This window comes from Actinobacillus porcitonsillarum (assembly GCF_003101015.1).
Classification (GTDB): domain Bacteria; phylum Pseudomonadota; class Gammaproteobacteria; order Enterobacterales; family Pasteurellaceae; genus Haemophilus_A; species Haemophilus_A porcitonsillarum.
Map to the genome: position 1 here is coordinate 1,337,931 of NZ_CP029206.1, position 16,344 is coordinate 1,354,274.

The window sequence follows — 16,344 nt, forward strand, 5'->3', positions numbered from 1 at the left end:
GGAATATGATGAGGATTTATCTTGTGATAATCCAACCCCATTGTGTCATCAACTCTGTGCATTTTGGTAAGAGGTATTCAAGTGATAAGAAACCTACGCCAGAAAGGACGATACTATATGGTAATGCCATATACACCATTTTTCCATAAGAGAGACGAATAAGCGGTGCAAAAGCAGAGGTTAATAAGAACAAGAATGCAGCTTGTCCGTTTGGTGTGGCGACCGAAGGTAAGTTAGTACCAGTATTGATTGCCACTGCGATCAGGTCAAATTGTTCACGATTAATGATGCCTGAAGTAAAGGCTGTTTTCGCTTCATTGATATAAACGGTTCCTACGAAGACGTTATCTGAAATCATAGAAAGTAAACCGTTGAAAATATAGAACAATGAAAGCTGTGATTGTGAATCAGCCGATAATACAAATTGGATAATTGGCTCAAAGAGTTTGAGATCAATGATTACGGCAACAACTGAGAAGAAAACGACTAACAAAGCACAGAACGGCATTGATTCTTGGAAAGAACGTCCGATGGTATGTTCGTCTGTAATACCACAAAAAGCGGTGGTAAAGATAATTACGGTTAAACCAATAATACCAACATCAGCAAGGTGAAGAGCTAAACCGAAAATTAACCAAACGCCGGCAACAGCTTGAATCCCCATTTTTAGACGATCTTGTTTGGTCATTTTGCGCTCTCTAGATTGGTTATAACGAGCTAATACTACCCAAACTTTTTTCGGTAGTTTTTCTCCATAGCCAAACAGCTTAAAGTGTTCTACCGCTAAACAAGTCAAAGCTCCGCAAATAAGCACTGGTACGCTAATTGGTAGAACCCTTAATAAAAATTCCACAAATCCCCATTCTGCTTGGCCTGCAATAATAAGGTTCTGTGGTTCACCAACCATCGTCATTACTCCACCTAATGCTGAGCCGACACCTGCATGCATTAAAAGGCTACGTAAGAAAGCTCGGAATTGGTCGAGGATTTCTTTTTTACTTTGAATTTTGTCATCATTGGTTATATCGGTAGAATCTTCAAAGCTATTACCTGAAGCAACTTTGTGATAAACACCGTAGAAACCGGTTCCAACACTGATAATCACGGCAATAACGGTTAGTGCATCAAGGAAAGCAGATAAAAATGCAGCACTTAAACAGAAAGCTAAGGCAAGTAATTTTTTTGAATGGATAGCAATCAATAATTTCGTGAAAACATGCAATAAAAGTTGCTTCATAAAATAGATACCAGCAACCATAAACATTAAGAGTAAGATAACATCAAAGTTTGCCATCACTTCTTGTTTAATATGATGTGGACTCGTCATACCGATAATAACGGCTTCAATGGCTAATAAGCCACCAGGTTGTAATGGATAGCATTTTAATGCCATGGATAATGTAAAAATGAATTCAGCGACCAGTACCCATCCTGCAACAAAAGGACTCACGCAGAAATAGAGTACAGGATTGATGGTTAAAAAACCAAGAATACATAATTTATACCAATCTGGGCTTTTGCCTAGAAAAGATTTAAAGAATACCTGAGAGGCTTCCATAATCATCTCCTTTAATTATTATTTTGAATATGCGAGTTTGCAATATAGAGTAAATTAAGAGACAATACAATTGGACCTATAGTAGAAATTTGACTATTTTAGGAAAATTTGATCATTATTAAAAATCACAAAATAAATTTCGTTTTTGGTATTACGCCGAAAACAGGAGGCATCCCAGTTGGATAACGCAACAATTTTAAAAGCCCAAAGCCCAGCAGCTTTAGCTGAAGAGTATATTGTTAAATGTATTTGGAATCATCACTTCCCAGCGGGGAGCGATTTACCAGCTGAGAGAGAATTAGCTGAACGGATAGGTGTTACTCGTACAACATTAAGAGAAGTCTTACAACGTTTAGCTCGTGATGGTTGGTTGCAAATTCAACATGGGAAGCCAACACGTGTAAATGATATTTGGGAAACAGCCGGGCCAAATATATTAGGAACAATTTTAAAATTAGATCCTTCTTCAGCACCTTTAATTATTTCTAATGTACTTTCTCTTCGAACAAGAATGTCTGAATATTATATTCAAGAGGCAATAAAACTTGCGCCTCAAGAAGTACTACGTCTATTTGAACCATTAGAAAAATTAGAAGATGATGCGCAATCTTTTGCATTATTTGATTATTCGCTTTATCGCCAATTGACATTTCTAGCAAATAAACCAGTTTACGCATTGATTTTTAATAGTTTTAAAAGCACTTATATTCAAGTTGCCTCGCTCTTTTTTGAAAATGCAGAAGCACGTAAGTTATCCTTTGAATTTTATCAAGAGCTGAAAAACTTATGTGAAACGGGCGAGCTTCAATATGTTACGGATTGTTTAGCTCGAAATCGCCAAAATAGTAGTATTCGTTGGGCAGAAATTTTACAGCAGCTTCCTGCTAATTTTACGGATAAATAAAAAATGAGTGTGAATGAAATTGTTTTTAGCTTAGCACCGGAAGATAGCGCCCGCTTGCAATCACTTTGCGGTGCTTTTGATGAACATTTAGCGTTGATTGAAAAAAGTTTCAACATTGTTATTGCTCGTCAAGGTTTTTTATTTACTATTCAACCTGCAGAAGAAAATCATTATACCCATTATCTTTTGCAAAATAGTGCAAAATTGATTCAGCAACTTTACGTTGAAACAGCACCCATTAAAGGTAAAATCAAAGAACTGGATTTAGAAGATATCCATTTAGCGATCCAAGAAAGCCGAATGCTATTGCAAAATCAATGGCAATCACAAGGCGAGATTACGATCAAAACTAAACGAGGTGTGATTAAGCCTAGAGGCGAACATCAACAAGCGTATTTACGCAATATTCTCAATCACGATATTAGCTTTGGGATTGGACCTGCCGGTACGGGGAAAACATTTCTTGCCGTAGCTGCTGCGGTGGAGTCTTTAGAACGTCAAGAAATTCGCCGTATTTTATTGACACGACCAGCCGTTGAAGCGGGCGAAAAATTAGGTTTTTTACCCGGAGATCTCGGGCAAAAAATCGAACCTTATTTACGACCACTTTATGATGCCTTGTTTGAAATGCTAGGGTTTGAACGCGCGCAAAAATTGATGGAGCGAGGTGTGATTGAAATTGCACCGCTTGCTTATATGCGTGGTAGAACGCTAAACGATGCCTTTATTATTTTAGATGAGAGCCAAAATACAACGACCGAGCAGATGAAAATGTTTTTAACCCGTATTGGCTTTAATTCTAAAGCGGTAATTACCGGCGATGTAACCCAAGTTGATTTACCAAGAAATCAAAAATCGGGCTTAAAGCACGCTATGGAAGTTTTAAAAGATGTGGAGGAGTTGAGCTTTAATTTCTTTGATAGCAAAGATATTGTTCGACACCCTGTGGTGGCGAAAATTGTACAAGCCTACGATGTTTGGGAGGCGGAAGACGAAATCCGCCAGTAAGAGAGAAAACAACAGCGCCAATTAGAAAAATTGGCATTAGAGCAGCAGAAGATTTTAGCTCAAGCTGAAGCATTATAAATGTGATTATTATAGAAGTAAGCGGTTGAATTTGTTATGTATATCGGTATTATGTAGCAGTTGCACAAAGATTTAACCGATTGAAAACATTAAAATCCCTATTGAAATTTTCACTCAATAGGGATTTTTATTATGACACAAAAGTTACTCAAACACGAGTTAGTAGAACGGTTGCTTCAACTGAAAGAAAAACAAGATTTATTAACGGTGCAAATGCAACTTTTAACGCAAGAGATTAGCGAGTTGGCAGATCCATTTATGCCGAAAACACCGAAAAGCCAGTCTGTGATTACCACTCGTTTAATCGCACAAGTATTAAAGGAAAATCAGGATATGTGGTTGGTATGTGGGGATATAGCAGAACAGGCATTACGATTAGTGGGGCAGCTACAATTTGTTGATGTTGGTGATAACCATTATAAAGCAGTCAAAAGAATGTTGTTGCGGTTGGAGAAAAAAGGATTAGTTGAGCGTGCAGGGTTTCATTGGCGTTTAAAAACCTTGAAAACTAATTAATAGTTACGCTTTCAATCTCCACCGCACATCATTTGCTTTTAATACTATTCGTTCTACCACATCTTTATTAAGCCAATGCTTCAATGCGCCACGAACTGAAACAGTATGTTGCGGTTGAATGATGGGGTCTTGTTTATCTCGAATAAGGACAAGTTCCGTTAATTCATTAACAGTAAAGTAATGATTTGGTTTTACTTTCATTTCAGCAAGTACCATTTGGCGTAGTTTTCCCTTGAAACGATGCTGATAAGTGCGGTAGGTATAAAGCTCTGTATTATATTCATCAGTTACGGCTTCTGATTGCATAACCTCAATGGCTGCTTGTAGCTTATCGAGTTTACTTTCCACCAAAGCAAGGTGTTCTAGCACTTGCTTACGCTCACGCTGCAAGCGGTCAATTTTTGTCTGAATTTGACTTAAATAGATTTTCTTTGCCATTACATTACCAATCGTTCTATTTGTCTATGGTTGCCTTGCCAATAGCCTTTCCAAACATTATCTGATGACGTGCTGAGGCATTTACTGGTGACATCATTGAAAATGGTTAAATTATCCAGTTTACGAGTATCTTCACGATAGGCGATTTCATTGGCATAGTTATCAAGATAAATGTTACTCATCTTGTGGACTTGTCCGTAATACATTCGTTTGAAACGTGCAAAGTAACTTTCCGCAAGGTTATTAGTAACGCCTTCATCGCTACGATATTCATGTTGGTGATTTACTCGTTGTAAATCGTAATTGACCATCAATTCATCATAGGCTGAGTTTTCGTCCGCATGAATACGGCTGTTTGGCTCAATGTACGCAGTAGCCAATTTCTTCACCGTTTCTGTGTTCTCTGAGAGAATAGGGAAAGTGATGGTTTTCTTTGCGCCCACTAATTGTGGATTAGAGGAAGTTTCCTGTTCTGAATAACGCTCACGCATCACTAATACCGCACGCTTGTTTGGATTGGTGTTTTCTTTTAAACGTCTATCCACACGCTCTGCTTTCTTATTCTTTGGACGTGGAGCGGAATGTACATAAGTGCCATCTATATGGATTTCGCCTACTAGGGGGAATAACTCACGTTGGATAATCAGGCTTTCACGAATCTTATGCGCAAGGGTAAAAGCCGTTTTGTATTGTACGTTCAAGTCACGAGATAGCTGGCAAGCGGAAATTCCTTTTGCTGATTGTCTTACTGCACAATTCACTTCACACGCGCTACGGACACCCCGCTGCACAGCCCAACAATTTGCGATTTAAAAAAACATTCAGGCAGCCTGAACGATAAAAAAACACTGTTTTCCCATTTGAGAAAACAGCGTTTAATGTCATCTTGGCAAAAATTCAGATTAAGCCATATACCATTTTACATTTTTATTTTGTCGTGCATACATCCACACCAAAATCAAAGGCGGAATAATATAGCCTACTGTTACCAAGAAACCATGAATGACGTAAGCAATAGAATCAGGTAGCGTGGCAACGTATTTCATAGGCGATAACCAAGGCGACATTTGTAGCGAAGTCGCACATAAAAATAGGGATTGCCATGTTAAATTAACTTTGTCTTGATTTTTTGCAGAACGCCACCATGCGAAAGCAAGTAAACCAAGCATAAATACCACTTCAATGCCCCATGACCATTCACCATATTTTTCCCACCAGCCCCAACCAAATTTAATATCAGAATAAGGGTATAACGCCAAATCTTGATTGTGTACAGGCACATCTGCTAGCCAATGCAACATAGAACACGCAAATGCCCAAAAAGCAATATTTTTACTTTTATAAAAATGATAACAAAGCCAAGCAAATAGCCCAGACCATACTGCCGCCATCAACAAAGAATGATCCCAATCAATAAATACCAAATCAAAGTATAAATATGGCAATGTTTCCAAATTACCGCGCACGGTGTCTGCCCCACCGATAATCATTAAACCATTGACAATATCAATCACGCCTGCACCAATAAATAATGGCAAGGCTGGAACATTGGGCTTGCTTGCTTTTAAGGCGGTTGCCACCGCAAAATGACCAAAATACATGGTGTTTCCTTTGTGTTTAAATAATGAAAATGAAATTTTATACCCAAAAAATAATTTATATAAGAGACAAAATAGCCATTTTGTCGCATAATACACAAAGGTGTTGGCAATACCGTAACCACGTTTTTATTTGGAAATTTTGCTATGAAATCTCATTCAGCCCCAGAAAAACTTTGGCAAGCCTTTCTAATACTATTGACACAACACAGCCCTGATGAAATCAGCGTGCAACAACTTTGTGAAACAGCTCATCTTCATCGTTCATCGTTTTATCGGCATTTTCGTGATTTATATGCGCTAACAGACTACGGTTTTACACAAGTTGCTCATCAAACGATGTTGAATGCACATGATGCACGTTCTACACTCGTATCAATTCAGTCATATTTAAAATTTGTTGAACAACATCGTTTTGCATTACGCCATTTATTAGTCGGCAATCATGCTTATCGTTTTCAGCAAGCCATATGTCAGCCATTTGAACAGCATTTGCTTCATCTCTTTCAAAAGGCAGGTGAAGATTATATTCACCCAGCTCCTGCGGAGTATGTGGCACGTTATCATATTGGCGGTATCGCACGGATTTTAACGGTTTGGCTACAAAACTCCCATGCACAAACTGAGGAATTTATTAAACAAACAGATATTTTATTGCGGCACGCGCTAAAAGAGTGCTTAAAATCATGAAAATACAATCTTATATGATAAACAATCAGCGCGTAGATACTATTTCAGGCAGCCTGAAATACTGTAATTGTGTATTTCAAGGCCGCCTGTAATGTTTTGTTAATCCGCGAATGGTTAAACGGTGATAGCGTGGGTGCGGCGGCGCAACGCTGCGTTCAAATCCAAAAATATCAACTTAACCCTGTGCCAACTGCTTCTTAATCTCCACAATTCTCGGTAAATTTTCCAAAGCAGAACGAACGCCTTTCGGTTTATGCCCCAGCAGTTTTTCCAGTGTGTCGGTGGTGTGTCGGTACACGGGTTTGGTCATCAAACGCATTAGCCCTTTCAAGTGCGCTTCGGTGTGCAACTGATTGTTATCACGCAAAATGCCCATATATTTTTCCGCCCAAGCGTCTTTGTCTAAATAGCGGTGCGTAACCTTGAAGCCGAAGATATCGCTGTATATCTGTGCCAATTCCGCCATACTGAGCAACTCATCGCCTGTTAGGGCATAAGATTTGCCGATATGCGCTTCAACATTGGTAATGATATTCGCCACCGCTTCGGCTAAATCGGGGGCGGAAATGGACGCGATTTTTTCATCGGCTTCAAACGGCACTTCAAACACTTGCTCGCTTGCAATCGTTCCTAAATTAAACCAGCTTAAAATCGGGTTTTCGATAAAGGCGTTGGCGTGAATATTCACATACGGCAAGCCCGACCATTCCAATGCGCGTTCACTAACCCAATGGGCGCGTTGCTGTGGCGACCAATCGCTGACTTCTCCACCAAGCAATGCGGTACGCGCTTGCGGTGCTTGCACCATTTGGTCATAGCCCATAAAAATTTGTTCGTATTCGGATAGGTTAATCAGCGCTTTAATCTTGCCCTGTCTGCGGCAGGCTTCCATCATAATAATGTAAGCGTCTGAATAATAAGGGCTCAGGCTCATACTGAAATAGACAATATCCACGCCTTCCAAGGCTTTTGCTACATCGTGCAAATTCAATAAATCGCCTTTGAATACTTCTGCTCCCAAAGCTTCAATGTCTTTGTCTTTTTGATTGGTCGGGCGCATAAAGGCACGGACATCTTGCCCCCGGGCGACTAAATGCTTGATGATTAAATCGCTGACTGAACCCACTGCTCCGCCTGCGCCTGTGATTAAAATTTTATTGCTCATTTTGTGTACTCCTATATTGTTAAAAAATCGGTAATCAATGCCTATTCGGCTAACATTCTGCTAATTGCTTGATTGAGAGCCGTTTTATAACTCTGCGTTTGGGCTGAATTGGGCACAATTTCAAAAAAGCTGTGCGGTACGCCGTTAATCACTTGCAAATCTGTCGGCACGCCTGCCTGTATCAAGCGGTTGGCATAATCTAAATTTTCATTCACAAACAAATCCAAACTGCCGACTGCCATAAAAGTGTGGGGCAAGTCTTTGAATTGCGTTGCCATACTTGCTGAATAATAGGGCAATTCTTTTTCGGAAATATGTTGCCCACCTTGAAGCATTTGCCAGCCCATTCGGTTAAATTCAGCCGTCCACATAAATTCCCCTGCATAAGCGTTGCGGTAGGGCGATTGCGTTGTGCCTGTGCGGTAATCCAACATTGGATAAATCAGCACCTGACCTTTCGGGCTGTATTTGCCTACATCTCGGGTTTTGAGTGCCAAACGCGCGGTTAAACCACCGCCTGCACTTTCGCCCATTAAAATAATATTCTGCTTATCAAAACCTAGTTTTTCAGCATTATCAAATAGATAAGTCAATCCGTGATAAGCATCATCAATATCGGCAGGATAAGGGGCAACCGTTGCCAAACGGTATTCCACACTCACCACCACCGCTCCTGTGCTGTTGGCTAATTCAAACAAACTGGCGTTTTGCTGACGTGCATTGCCAATCAAATAACCGCCACCGTGCATAAAATAAATCACAGGCGATTGGGCTTTTTTATTTGTAGGTTCAAAAACATACAAATTAACCGCAGGCTGTTTATTGCGTGCAGGGGCGGTTAATTGACGGCTTGGCGTAATCGGGTCGGCTTCTGCTTTGGCAAGCATTTGGGCGTTAAATTGCTCAAAGGCTTGTTTTAAAGCGGTCGGATTATCGCCTAAACGTTGTAATTGTCCGCTTAAATTTTGGGTAAATTCATTGGCTTGAAGCGTGGCTTGCTTGTATTCAGGGGCAAGCAGATGTGCCGATTGATAGCCTGTTGCATTCACATTCAATGAAGCCATTGCAAGCAATGTGGCGACAAGGTATTTTTTCATCTTAACGCCCTTCTTCATTCGCCCAAAATTCTTCAATATATTGATGAAATTCATCGGAAAATTTACGGTCTTTGTAATAATAAACCTTGTCATCGTCATTGAGTTCACGAAGCACACGGCACGGATTACCAACGGCAATGCAGTTATCGGGAATATCTTTGGTAACGACTGAACCTGCGCCAATCACCACATTATTGCCAATTTTTACATTGGGCATCACCACGCTATTTGCCCCAATCCACACATTATCGCCAATGCTAATCGGCAGAGAAAACACGCCACGACGGCGGTATTTCGGATCAACCGGGTGGGTAATGCCAAGCAAGGAAACATTCGGGGCAAACATCACATTATCGCCAATGGTAATGGTTGCACCGTCTAAAATCGTGCAGTTGTAATTGGCGTAAAAATTCTTGCCGATTTTAATATTCACGCCGTAATCGCAACGAAACGGCAGTTCAATTCGGAAATCATCTCGCTCGATTTGGAATAATTGCTGAAACAGGGCGGTTTTTTCTGCTTTTTGTGATGGGGCTAAGCGGTTAATTTCGTAAAGCAACTCTTGCGCTTGCTCGTTGATGTCGTTTAATTCAGGCAAAAAAGGGTTATACAATTCCCCTGCTTGCATTTTTTGCATTTGGCTCATGCGTTTTCCTTTAATGGTTACTCTGATAATTGAAGTTATTGTATTTTAAGTCTGCTTGCCATTTCTGTCAAGCTCTAATGATTAGAGTTTATGGAAAAATTTTGCTATAATGGCAAAAACTATGATTTTAAACAGGAAAAATACAATGAAATCAAACGACTTTGACAACATCGCCTGCCCGATTGCCGATGTGCTAGGTGTATTAAATGACAAATGGACGGGCTTATTGCTTCGTGATTTGCTACTGGGCGTAAAGCGTTATAGCGATTTGCAAAAAAACAGCAATATTACCCACGCCACATTAAGTAGCCGATTAAAATCCTTGGAAAGCAACGGCTTGGTGCAAAAACAGCTTTACCAAACCAACCCCGACCGCTATGAATATCACTTAACCGAACAAGGCAAAGACATGCTGTGGCTAGTGGCAGCATTGGCACAAATCGGCACAAAATGGCATTTGTCCGATTGGATCGATACACCCTTGCAGTTTGTGAACACGGCAACAGGACATTTCGTGCGTTTGGCGTTGATTGACGAACAGACAGGCGAAGAAGTGGACGTGAGTAAGGTGGCGTTGGTGGAAAAGGGGAAATGAGCGTGAAAAGCAAGCGTAGCAAGCGTAGGGGGGGGGCTCGCACCCACGCGTTCTGTATCTTCCCTTAAATCATCATTTACTATCAACATTCCCTTTCAGGCTGCCTGAAATCAATATTGCACATTAAAATTATGATTTTGGTGCATATTAATAAACCGCGTGGGTGCAAGCACCCACCCTACGCTTGCTGATTTTCCATCAATGCTTATCAAACGGGCGATACTGCACCGGATACCAGCGGTAGCCTTTGCCGTCTTTTTCCGTTTTGATGTGTCCTAAGCCCGGGAACGGCAGGTGGGCGGCGGCGATCAGGGTTTTATCGGCGGCGATTTTAGTCAAAATCGTTTGGCGGTTGGTACGGGCGGCTTCGGCGTCGGCATCAAATTCAATCGCCACTTCGGGATGTGCCATTTGCACCGCACCGTTGTGCATCACATCGCCCCAAAACAGGATTTTTTCGCCTTTGGATGTAAATTCAAAACCGCTGTGGCCGGGGGTATGGCCGAATAGCGGCACGGTTTTTACACCGGCAAACACTTCGTCGCCGGCATTGTAGAATTTCACTTTATCCGCTTTCAAATACGGAGCGACGGCGTAGCGTGCCGCTTCGATAAAGGGATGGATTTCAGACGGCAGTTTGTCCATCGGCGTATCCAGCCAAAAAGCCTTTTCCTGCAACGGCAGGTAAACGGTGGCATTTTTGAACACGCGTTTGCCTTTTTCGGTGATGCCGTTGATGTGGTCGGCGTGCATATGGGTCGGCAGGATAATATCCACTTGTTCAGGCTGGTAGCCTGCCGCTTTCAGGCTGTCGATCAGACGGCCTTGTTTGTCCAAGAAAATCGGTGCTTCGGCTTCGCCTTTGCCCGCATCAATCAAAATCAGATTGTCACCGGTATTCACCAAAAAGCCGATAATTGTGCCTTCCAAGCCGCCTAATTCGCTGCGTTGGGCAAATTCATCGTCCAACATCGCATCTAATTCTGCTTTGCTGAATTGAGTAAACGGCGCCATCAGCGACATATCCAAATTGCCCACGCCGTCATACAGGGCGGTGACTTCATAATCGCCGACCATTTGGCGGAAATAGCCCGGCACTTGCGTTTTTTGCATTTTGACGGCGTTTTTAGCCGGTGCGTAAGTCGGGTGGGCATGGGCGGCGATTGCCGACAAACCCAAAGTGGCGCTGATTAATGTGGTTAAAACGAGTTTTTTCATTCTCTTTTCCTTTTATTTCGGTTCTTTATAAATCAAGTCTTTAGTGTGTTGCGGTACAAACTGGCTGGTGACGATCATTGGGGCGATTTTATAAAACGCTTTCGGCAGTTTTAAATCATCAATCGTCGTTTCATCCACCGCTAACGATACCTCATCTTCACGACCGCTTTGAATTTTGTTTTTGGTATCCGGATCGAGTAATACCATAGTGGCATTGGAAGTAATATCGGCATATTCCGTGACCGCTTCTAAGATTTTGTCCGGACTGGTCAAATCGCCGGAAGCAAGCAGCAAAGCACGACCGACAAGTCGGGTTTTAATCACTTTACTGATGGCTTGCCCCATATAAGCACCGGCTTTCGGTTCGGCGGCGAAACCGCGTACGCCGGATTGTGACACGTTGAAATAATCCACGCCCAATTTTGCTACTTCGTCGATAAGATACAAGGCTTCGTCAAAGGTAAAGCCGTTGCCTTCACGATGGATTTCCTCCGGCGAAATGCGATAACCCAAGATAAAATCCGCTTTGGCATATTGCTTGATCACCTCTTGAATGCGTTTGACTACTTCCAAGGCGAAGCGGGCGCGGTTTTCAAGGCTGCCGCCCCATTGATCGTCACGCACGTTGGAAACCGCCGAAAAGAATTGGTGGATCAGATAGCGGTTGGCACCGTGGATTTCGATACCGTCAAAACCGGCATCAATCGCACGCTTCGCCGCTGCGGCAAATTCGTTTAAGGTGTCTTCGATTTGTGCTTCGGTCATGCCGGTGACGGGATAATCCAAAAATCCGTATTCCTTGCTACTGGCGCTGTACGCCACGCCTTTGTCTTTATAAGTGAAAGCGGCACGATAACCGGCGTGGAATAATTGCACCACCGCTCGGTTGCCTTTGGCTTTCATCACGGCGGCTAATTGTTTCCAACCGTCGAGCAGTTCGTCTTTATGCAGTTTCAAGCCGTTGCCGTAGGCATCGCTGTAATCCGATACGGCGGTCGCACCGGTAATCAGCAGGCTGCCCGCATCATTGCGGCGCTGCCAATAGGCGAGGTCGTCCGCACCGATTTCGCCGTTAGATTCAGAACCGACAATCACCATCGGCCCCATGGCAAAACGGCTGCTGATGGTCGCGCCGTTCGGAAAGGTGACGGTTTCAAATAAGCGTTCAAATTTTTTATTCATGTTTAGCTCCTAATGAACATTCGGCTTGATTAACTGCGGGTGCGTTTGACCATCGCTTCCGCATCATCGGGCATCAAAATCCCTCTGCCGAAGCTCATGTTTTCCAACGGTAAGGCATAAATCAGCAAAGAAATATCGTCTTGCCCGATACCGGCTTTTTCCACCGCATATTTGGTCACCAGCTCGGTGAGCTTGCGTTTTTCCTCCAGCGTGCGGGTGGTGCTGACATCCACCGTCACCACCATACGCTTGTCGGTACGCTGCATATTCGGGAAGGTCGGGTGGATAAAGATATTATCTTGCGGATGCTCGTTGATGATGACAAATTGGTCTTCCATCGGGGCATTGAGTGCATCGTGAATCGCCAAGACAAAGGCATCGGCTAAACCTTGTTTCTGTTCTTTGGTCAATTTACCTTGGGCAACGTGGGCGTTAAATACAGGCATTTTTTCTCTCCTAAAAGTTAAATTTGAATGAAGTCATATCTAATTGATGTGTGCATATTACCCATTGTTTACGCATATTGAAAGCGTTAAAATTGCAGAACAACGTGCATTTATGCACGATAAAACCGAAAGAACAGCGGAGAGAAACGATGAATTTAGATTGGAGCGACATCCATTATTTTGTTTTGATGGTGGAAAAACAAACCCTGAAAGCCACGGCGGAAGCATTGCAAGTGGAACACAGCACGGTATCCCGCCGTATCGAGCGGTTGGAAAAGCAGCTCAATGTGCATCTGTTTGACCGCATCAACAAACGCTATCTGCTCACCGCAGACGGCCAGCGGCTCTATACCGAAGCGAAAAAGCTGCAATTCAACGTCCGCCAATTCGTGCAAGCCGCGCAAGACAGCCTGCAGGAAATGACCAACGTGCTGGTTTCCATGCCGCCTATGATTGCACACGCCTTGGTCAGCCCACATTTGGCAGCGTTTCAGCAACGCTTCCCGGCAATCCGCTTGGTGCTGAGCAGCAACACTGCAATCAGCAGCATGCACCAACGCCAAGCGGATATTGCCTTGCGTTTAGTGGTGCCGCAGCAAAATGATCTGGTGGTTCGCCGCTTGCGGGATATGCAATACGGCTGGTTTGCCCACGCCGACTATGTGAAAAACACCCCTGAAAGCCAGTGGCAATATATTGATTTCGGCGTCACCGGCCCGCATACGCCATGGCTGAACAAGCAGCTTGCGGATAAATCAATCGGTTTTGTATGCAATGATTTTGCCGTTATGCAGTCGGCGGTGATGCAAAAGCTGGGTATCGGTTGGCTTCCGTTTGAATACGGTAATTCGTCGGAATTTATTCAAGTGCATACAAGCGAAATTTTCATCGGACAACTGCATTTAGTCATGCACGAAGATGTCCGCCACGCACAAAAAGTGCGTGACGTAGCAGATTTTTTGATTGAGATATTGCGGGAGTGATGGCAGATGAAAAAAGATCGTCTGAAAGTGTGGTAACTTTCAGACGGCTTTTCATTTATCCTTTACATATTATTTGCGGCATAAACCTGTTGCAACAATGCTAAAAACCGTGCGGGCGGCTGTGAACCGGCAACTTCAACGCCATTGATAACGAAAAACGGTACGGAGCGCACACCGCGCCTTCCAAGGCTTCGATTTCTTTGTCTTTTTGATTGGTCGGGCGCATAAAGGCGCGGACATCTTGCCCACGGGCGACTAAATGTTTGATGATTAAATCGCTGACCGAACCCACCGCACCGCCTGCGCCTGTAATTAAAATTTTATTGCTCATTGTTTTGCTCCTGTTCTGTTGCTAAGAAATCGTTAATCATCTGATGAAATTCATCGGGAAATTTGTGCTCTTTGAAATAATAAATTCGGTCGTTTTCATTGAGTTCACGCAAAACCTTGCACGGATTGCCCACCGCAATGCAATTATCGGGAATATCTTTGGTAACAACTGAACCTGCCCCAATCACCACATTATTGCCGATTTTCACATTCGGCATTACCACGCTATTTGCCCCAATCCATACATTATCGCCAATGCTAATCGGCAGGGAAAACACACCACGACGGCGGTATTTGGGATCGACCGGGTGGGTAATGCCAAGCAATGAAACATTTGGGGCAAACATTACATTATCGCCAATGGTAATGGTTGCACCGTCTAAAATCGTGCAGTTGTAATTGGCGTAAAAATTCTTGCCGATTTTAATATTCACGCCGTAATCGCAACGAAACGGCAGTTCAATTCGGAAATCATCTCGCTCGATTTGGAATAATTGCTGAAACAGGGCGGTTTTTTCTGCTTTTTGCGATGGGCGTAAGCGGTTAATTTCGTAAAGCAATTCTTGTGCTTGCTCGTTAATGTCGTTTAATTCAGGCAAAAAAGGGTTATACAATTCCCCTGTTTGCATTTTTTGCATTTGGCTCATCAGGTTTCCTTGTTTGTTACTCTAATCATTGAAGTGAGTGTATTTTAAATTTAATGATTGAAGTTAGTAAATCTCTAATGATTAGAGTTTATGGAAAAATTTTGCTATAATGGCAAAAACTATGATTTTAAACAGGAAAAATACAATGAAATCAAACGACTTTGACAACATCGCCTGCCCGATTGCCGATGTGCTAGGCGTATTAAATGACAAATGGACGGGCTTATTGCTTCGTGATTTGCTACTAGGCGTGAAGCGTTACAGCGATTTGCAAAAAAACAGCAATATTACCCACGCCACATTAAGTAGCCGACTAAAAGCCTTGGAAAGCAACGGTTTGGTACAAAAACAGCTATACCAAACCAGCCCCGACCGCTATGAATATCACTTAACCGAACAAGGCAAAGACATGCTGTGGCTAGTGGCAGCATTGGCACAAATCGGCACAAAATGGCATTTGTCCGATTGGATCGATACACCCTTGCAGTTTGTGAACACGGCAACAGGACATTTCGTGCGTTTGGCGTTGATTGACGAACAGACAGGCGAAGAAGTGGACGTGAGTAAGGTGGCGTTGGTGGAAAAGGGGAAATGAGCGTGAAAAGAGCGGTGGGATTTTGAAAAATTTTTCGGTATTATGTAGCAGTTGCACAAAACCCAAAAGTGAATAATTAACCGCTAAAAATAAAGCCTTTAGCTTAATGATAAGTTAAAGGCTTTCTGATTTAAAGGGTATCGAAGATGTAACTTACTTAAAAGGGTTGTACCCATATAAAATCAATTTGTAAAATTAAAAAATCATTTATATCAAATAATTGACTTAAATTTTTAACCAATTAAATCCTTATATGTAAAAATAAAGCCAATTAATGCATTTTTTTCAAAGTTAATTTTTACACTTTACACATATTATCACAACATAAGCGTACAAGAAAATCCACTTAATTTATTTCTAAACTAAGTGGATTCTTATTTCTTAGACATTTAAAATTGATAACCAACTTTCAATGACCATTGTCTGCTTTTACGCACATCCACTAAATCTGCATTTTTACCCGCAAATGCTAATTTAGTTTCTGCAAAAAACTTCTTATACTGCCCTTTTATCCCAATGCCACCACCATGTAAATGAACTGAATTTTTTGTACCATCCACATAAGGACTATGGCGTAATTTTACTCGTCCATAATCGTAAAATGCAGTAGCCGAAACATAAGGATTAATTGCATATGCTAATTCCAATTG

The 16,344-nt window shown here is 42.2% G+C and carries 18 protein-coding genes and 2 pseudogenes; 7 read left to right on the plus strand and 13 right to left on the minus strand.

Going from position 1 to position 16,344, the window contains the following annotated elements:
- Positions 1 to 16: 16 nt before the first annotated feature.
- On the minus strand, positions 17 to 1,558 hold the full coding sequence (gene nhaB, locus DDU33_RS06520; RefSeq protein ID WP_108923890.1) for a sodium/proton antiporter NhaB: 1,542 nt from the start codon (positions 1,556 to 1,558) through the stop codon (positions 17 to 19).
- A gap of 178 nt (positions 1,559 to 1,736) precedes the next feature.
- Between nhaB and fadR the strand changes: the two genes are divergently transcribed.
- From fadR to DDU33_RS06535, 3 genes and pseudogenes are all read left to right on the plus strand, one after another.
- A complete protein-coding gene (fadR, locus tag DDU33_RS06525; RefSeq protein ID WP_005820472.1) occupies positions 1,737 to 2,462 on the plus strand; it encodes a fatty acid metabolism transcriptional regulator FadR in 726 nt (241 codons plus the stop codon).
- A 9-nt stretch (positions 2,463 to 2,471) separates the two neighbouring features.
- Positions 2,472 to 3,548 (plus strand): annotated as a pseudogene (locus DDU33_RS06530) (PhoH family protein).
- 132 nt (positions 3,549 to 3,680) lie between these two features.
- Positions 3,681 to 4,064 (plus strand): hypothetical protein, encoded by a 384-nt coding sequence (locus tag DDU33_RS06535; protein ID WP_108923892.1) that lies wholly within the window; start codon positions 3,681 to 3,683, stop codon positions 4,062 to 4,064.
- A 3-nt stretch (positions 4,065 to 4,067) separates the two neighbouring features.
- Here DDU33_RS06535 and DDU33_RS06540 read toward each other — a convergent pair whose 3' ends face one another.
- The 3 genes and pseudogenes from DDU33_RS06540 to DDU33_RS06550 form a co-directional block, all read right to left on the minus strand.
- Entirely contained in the window at positions 4,068 to 4,502 is a 435-nt protein-coding gene (locus DDU33_RS06540) for a DNA repair protein (protein WP_108923894.1), read from the minus strand.
- Positions 4,502 to 5,242 (minus strand): annotated as a pseudogene (locus DDU33_RS06545) (IS1595 family transposase); the annotation flags it as partial. The gene DDU33_RS06540 and the pseudogene DDU33_RS06545, both read right to left, overlap by 1 nt.
- Positions 5,243 to 5,404: 162 nt before the next feature.
- Positions 5,405 to 6,103, minus strand: a complete 699-nt coding sequence (locus DDU33_RS06550) for a metal-dependent hydrolase (RefSeq protein ID WP_108923896.1) — start codon at positions 6,101 to 6,103, stop codon at positions 5,405 to 5,407.
- A gap of 144 nt (positions 6,104 to 6,247) precedes the next feature.
- Here DDU33_RS06550 and DDU33_RS06555 point away from each other — a divergent pair, with 144 nt between their 5' ends.
- Positions 6,248 to 6,790, plus strand: a complete 543-nt coding sequence (locus tag DDU33_RS06555; RefSeq protein WP_108923898.1) for a TetR/AcrR family transcriptional regulator — start codon at positions 6,248 to 6,250, stop codon at positions 6,788 to 6,790.
- A 175-nt stretch (positions 6,791 to 6,965) separates the two neighbouring features.
- Here the strand turns inward: DDU33_RS06555 and DDU33_RS06560 are convergent, their stop codons facing one another.
- Genes DDU33_RS06560 through DDU33_RS06570 form a run of 3 tightly spaced genes read right to left on the minus strand, consistent with a single transcriptional unit; the run spans position 6,966 to position 9,698 of the window.
- Positions 6,966 to 7,955, minus strand: a complete 990-nt coding sequence (locus DDU33_RS06560) for an NmrA family NAD(P)-binding protein (protein ID WP_108923900.1) — start codon at positions 7,953 to 7,955, stop codon at positions 6,966 to 6,968.
- Positions 7,956 to 7,996: 41 nt separating this feature from the next.
- Positions 7,997 to 9,052 (minus strand): alpha/beta hydrolase, encoded by a 1,056-nt coding sequence (locus DDU33_RS06565; RefSeq protein WP_108923902.1) that lies wholly within the window; start codon positions 9,050 to 9,052, stop codon positions 7,997 to 7,999.
- 1 nt (position 9,053) lies between these two features.
- On the minus strand, positions 9,054 to 9,698 hold the full coding sequence (locus DDU33_RS06570) for a sugar O-acetyltransferase (protein WP_108923904.1): 645 nt from the start codon (positions 9,696 to 9,698) through the stop codon (positions 9,054 to 9,056).
- Between the two features lie 145 nt (positions 9,699 to 9,843).
- On the opposite strand from DDU33_RS06570, the gene DDU33_RS06575 reads away from it, so the two are divergent.
- Positions 9,844 to 10,293 carry a winged helix-turn-helix transcriptional regulator gene (locus DDU33_RS06575; protein WP_108923906.1) on the plus strand — a complete coding sequence of 150 codons (450 nt, stop codon included), beginning with the start codon at positions 9,844 to 9,846 and terminating at the stop codon, positions 10,291 to 10,293.
- A gap of 198 nt (positions 10,294 to 10,491) precedes the next feature.
- Here the strand turns inward: DDU33_RS06575 and DDU33_RS06580 are convergent, their stop codons facing one another.
- The 3 genes from DDU33_RS06580 to DDU33_RS06590 are packed head-to-tail and all read right to left on the minus strand — an operon-like array spanning position 10,492 to position 13,139.
- Positions 10,492 to 11,511 carry an MBL fold metallo-hydrolase gene (locus DDU33_RS06580; RefSeq protein ID WP_011201169.1) on the minus strand — a complete coding sequence of 340 codons (1,020 nt, stop codon included), beginning with the start codon at positions 11,509 to 11,511 and terminating at the stop codon, positions 10,492 to 10,494.
- Positions 11,512 to 11,523: 12 nt separating this feature from the next.
- Positions 11,524 to 12,693 (minus strand): NADH-dependent flavin oxidoreductase, encoded by a 1,170-nt coding sequence (locus DDU33_RS06585; RefSeq protein WP_011201168.1) that lies wholly within the window; start codon positions 12,691 to 12,693, stop codon positions 11,524 to 11,526.
- Positions 12,694 to 12,722: 29 nt separating this feature from the next.
- A complete protein-coding gene (locus DDU33_RS06590; protein WP_011201167.1) occupies positions 12,723 to 13,139 on the minus strand; it encodes a tautomerase family protein in 417 nt (138 codons plus the stop codon).
- 149 nt (positions 13,140 to 13,288) lie between these two features.
- Between DDU33_RS06590 and DDU33_RS06595 the strand changes: the two genes are divergently transcribed.
- Positions 13,289 to 14,122: a LysR family transcriptional regulator gene (locus DDU33_RS06595; protein ID WP_244175306.1), complete on the plus strand. Its 834-nt coding sequence runs from the start codon at positions 13,289 to 13,291 to the stop codon at positions 14,120 to 14,122.
- A gap of 100 nt (positions 14,123 to 14,222) precedes the next feature.
- Here DDU33_RS06595 and DDU33_RS10875 read toward each other — a convergent pair whose 3' ends face one another.
- Together DDU33_RS10875 and DDU33_RS06605 are read right to left on the minus strand one after the other, a co-directional pair.
- The gene (locus DDU33_RS10875; RefSeq protein ID WP_157951830.1) at positions 14,223 to 14,453 is read right to left on the minus strand and encodes a hypothetical protein; all 231 of its coding nucleotides are present in this window, start codon (positions 14,451 to 14,453) and stop codon (positions 14,223 to 14,225) included.
- Positions 14,443 to 15,102 carry a sugar O-acetyltransferase gene (locus tag DDU33_RS06605; RefSeq protein ID WP_108923910.1) on the minus strand — a complete coding sequence of 220 codons (660 nt, stop codon included), beginning with the start codon at positions 15,100 to 15,102 and terminating at the stop codon, positions 14,443 to 14,445. The genes DDU33_RS10875 and DDU33_RS06605 overlap by 11 nt, the downstream gene beginning before the upstream one ends.
- 142 nt (positions 15,103 to 15,244) lie before the next feature.
- On the opposite strand from DDU33_RS06605, the gene DDU33_RS06610 reads away from it, so the two are divergent.
- Positions 15,245 to 15,694 (plus strand): winged helix-turn-helix transcriptional regulator, encoded by a 450-nt coding sequence (locus DDU33_RS06610; RefSeq protein WP_108923913.1) that lies wholly within the window; start codon positions 15,245 to 15,247, stop codon positions 15,692 to 15,694.
- Between the two features lie 389 nt (positions 15,695 to 16,083).
- Here the strand turns inward: DDU33_RS06610 and DDU33_RS06615 are convergent, their stop codons facing one another.
- Entirely contained in the window at positions 16,084 to 16,341 is a 258-nt protein-coding gene (locus DDU33_RS06615) for a hypothetical protein (RefSeq protein ID WP_108923915.1), read from the minus strand.
- Between the last annotated feature and the right edge of the window lie 3 nt (positions 16,342 to 16,344).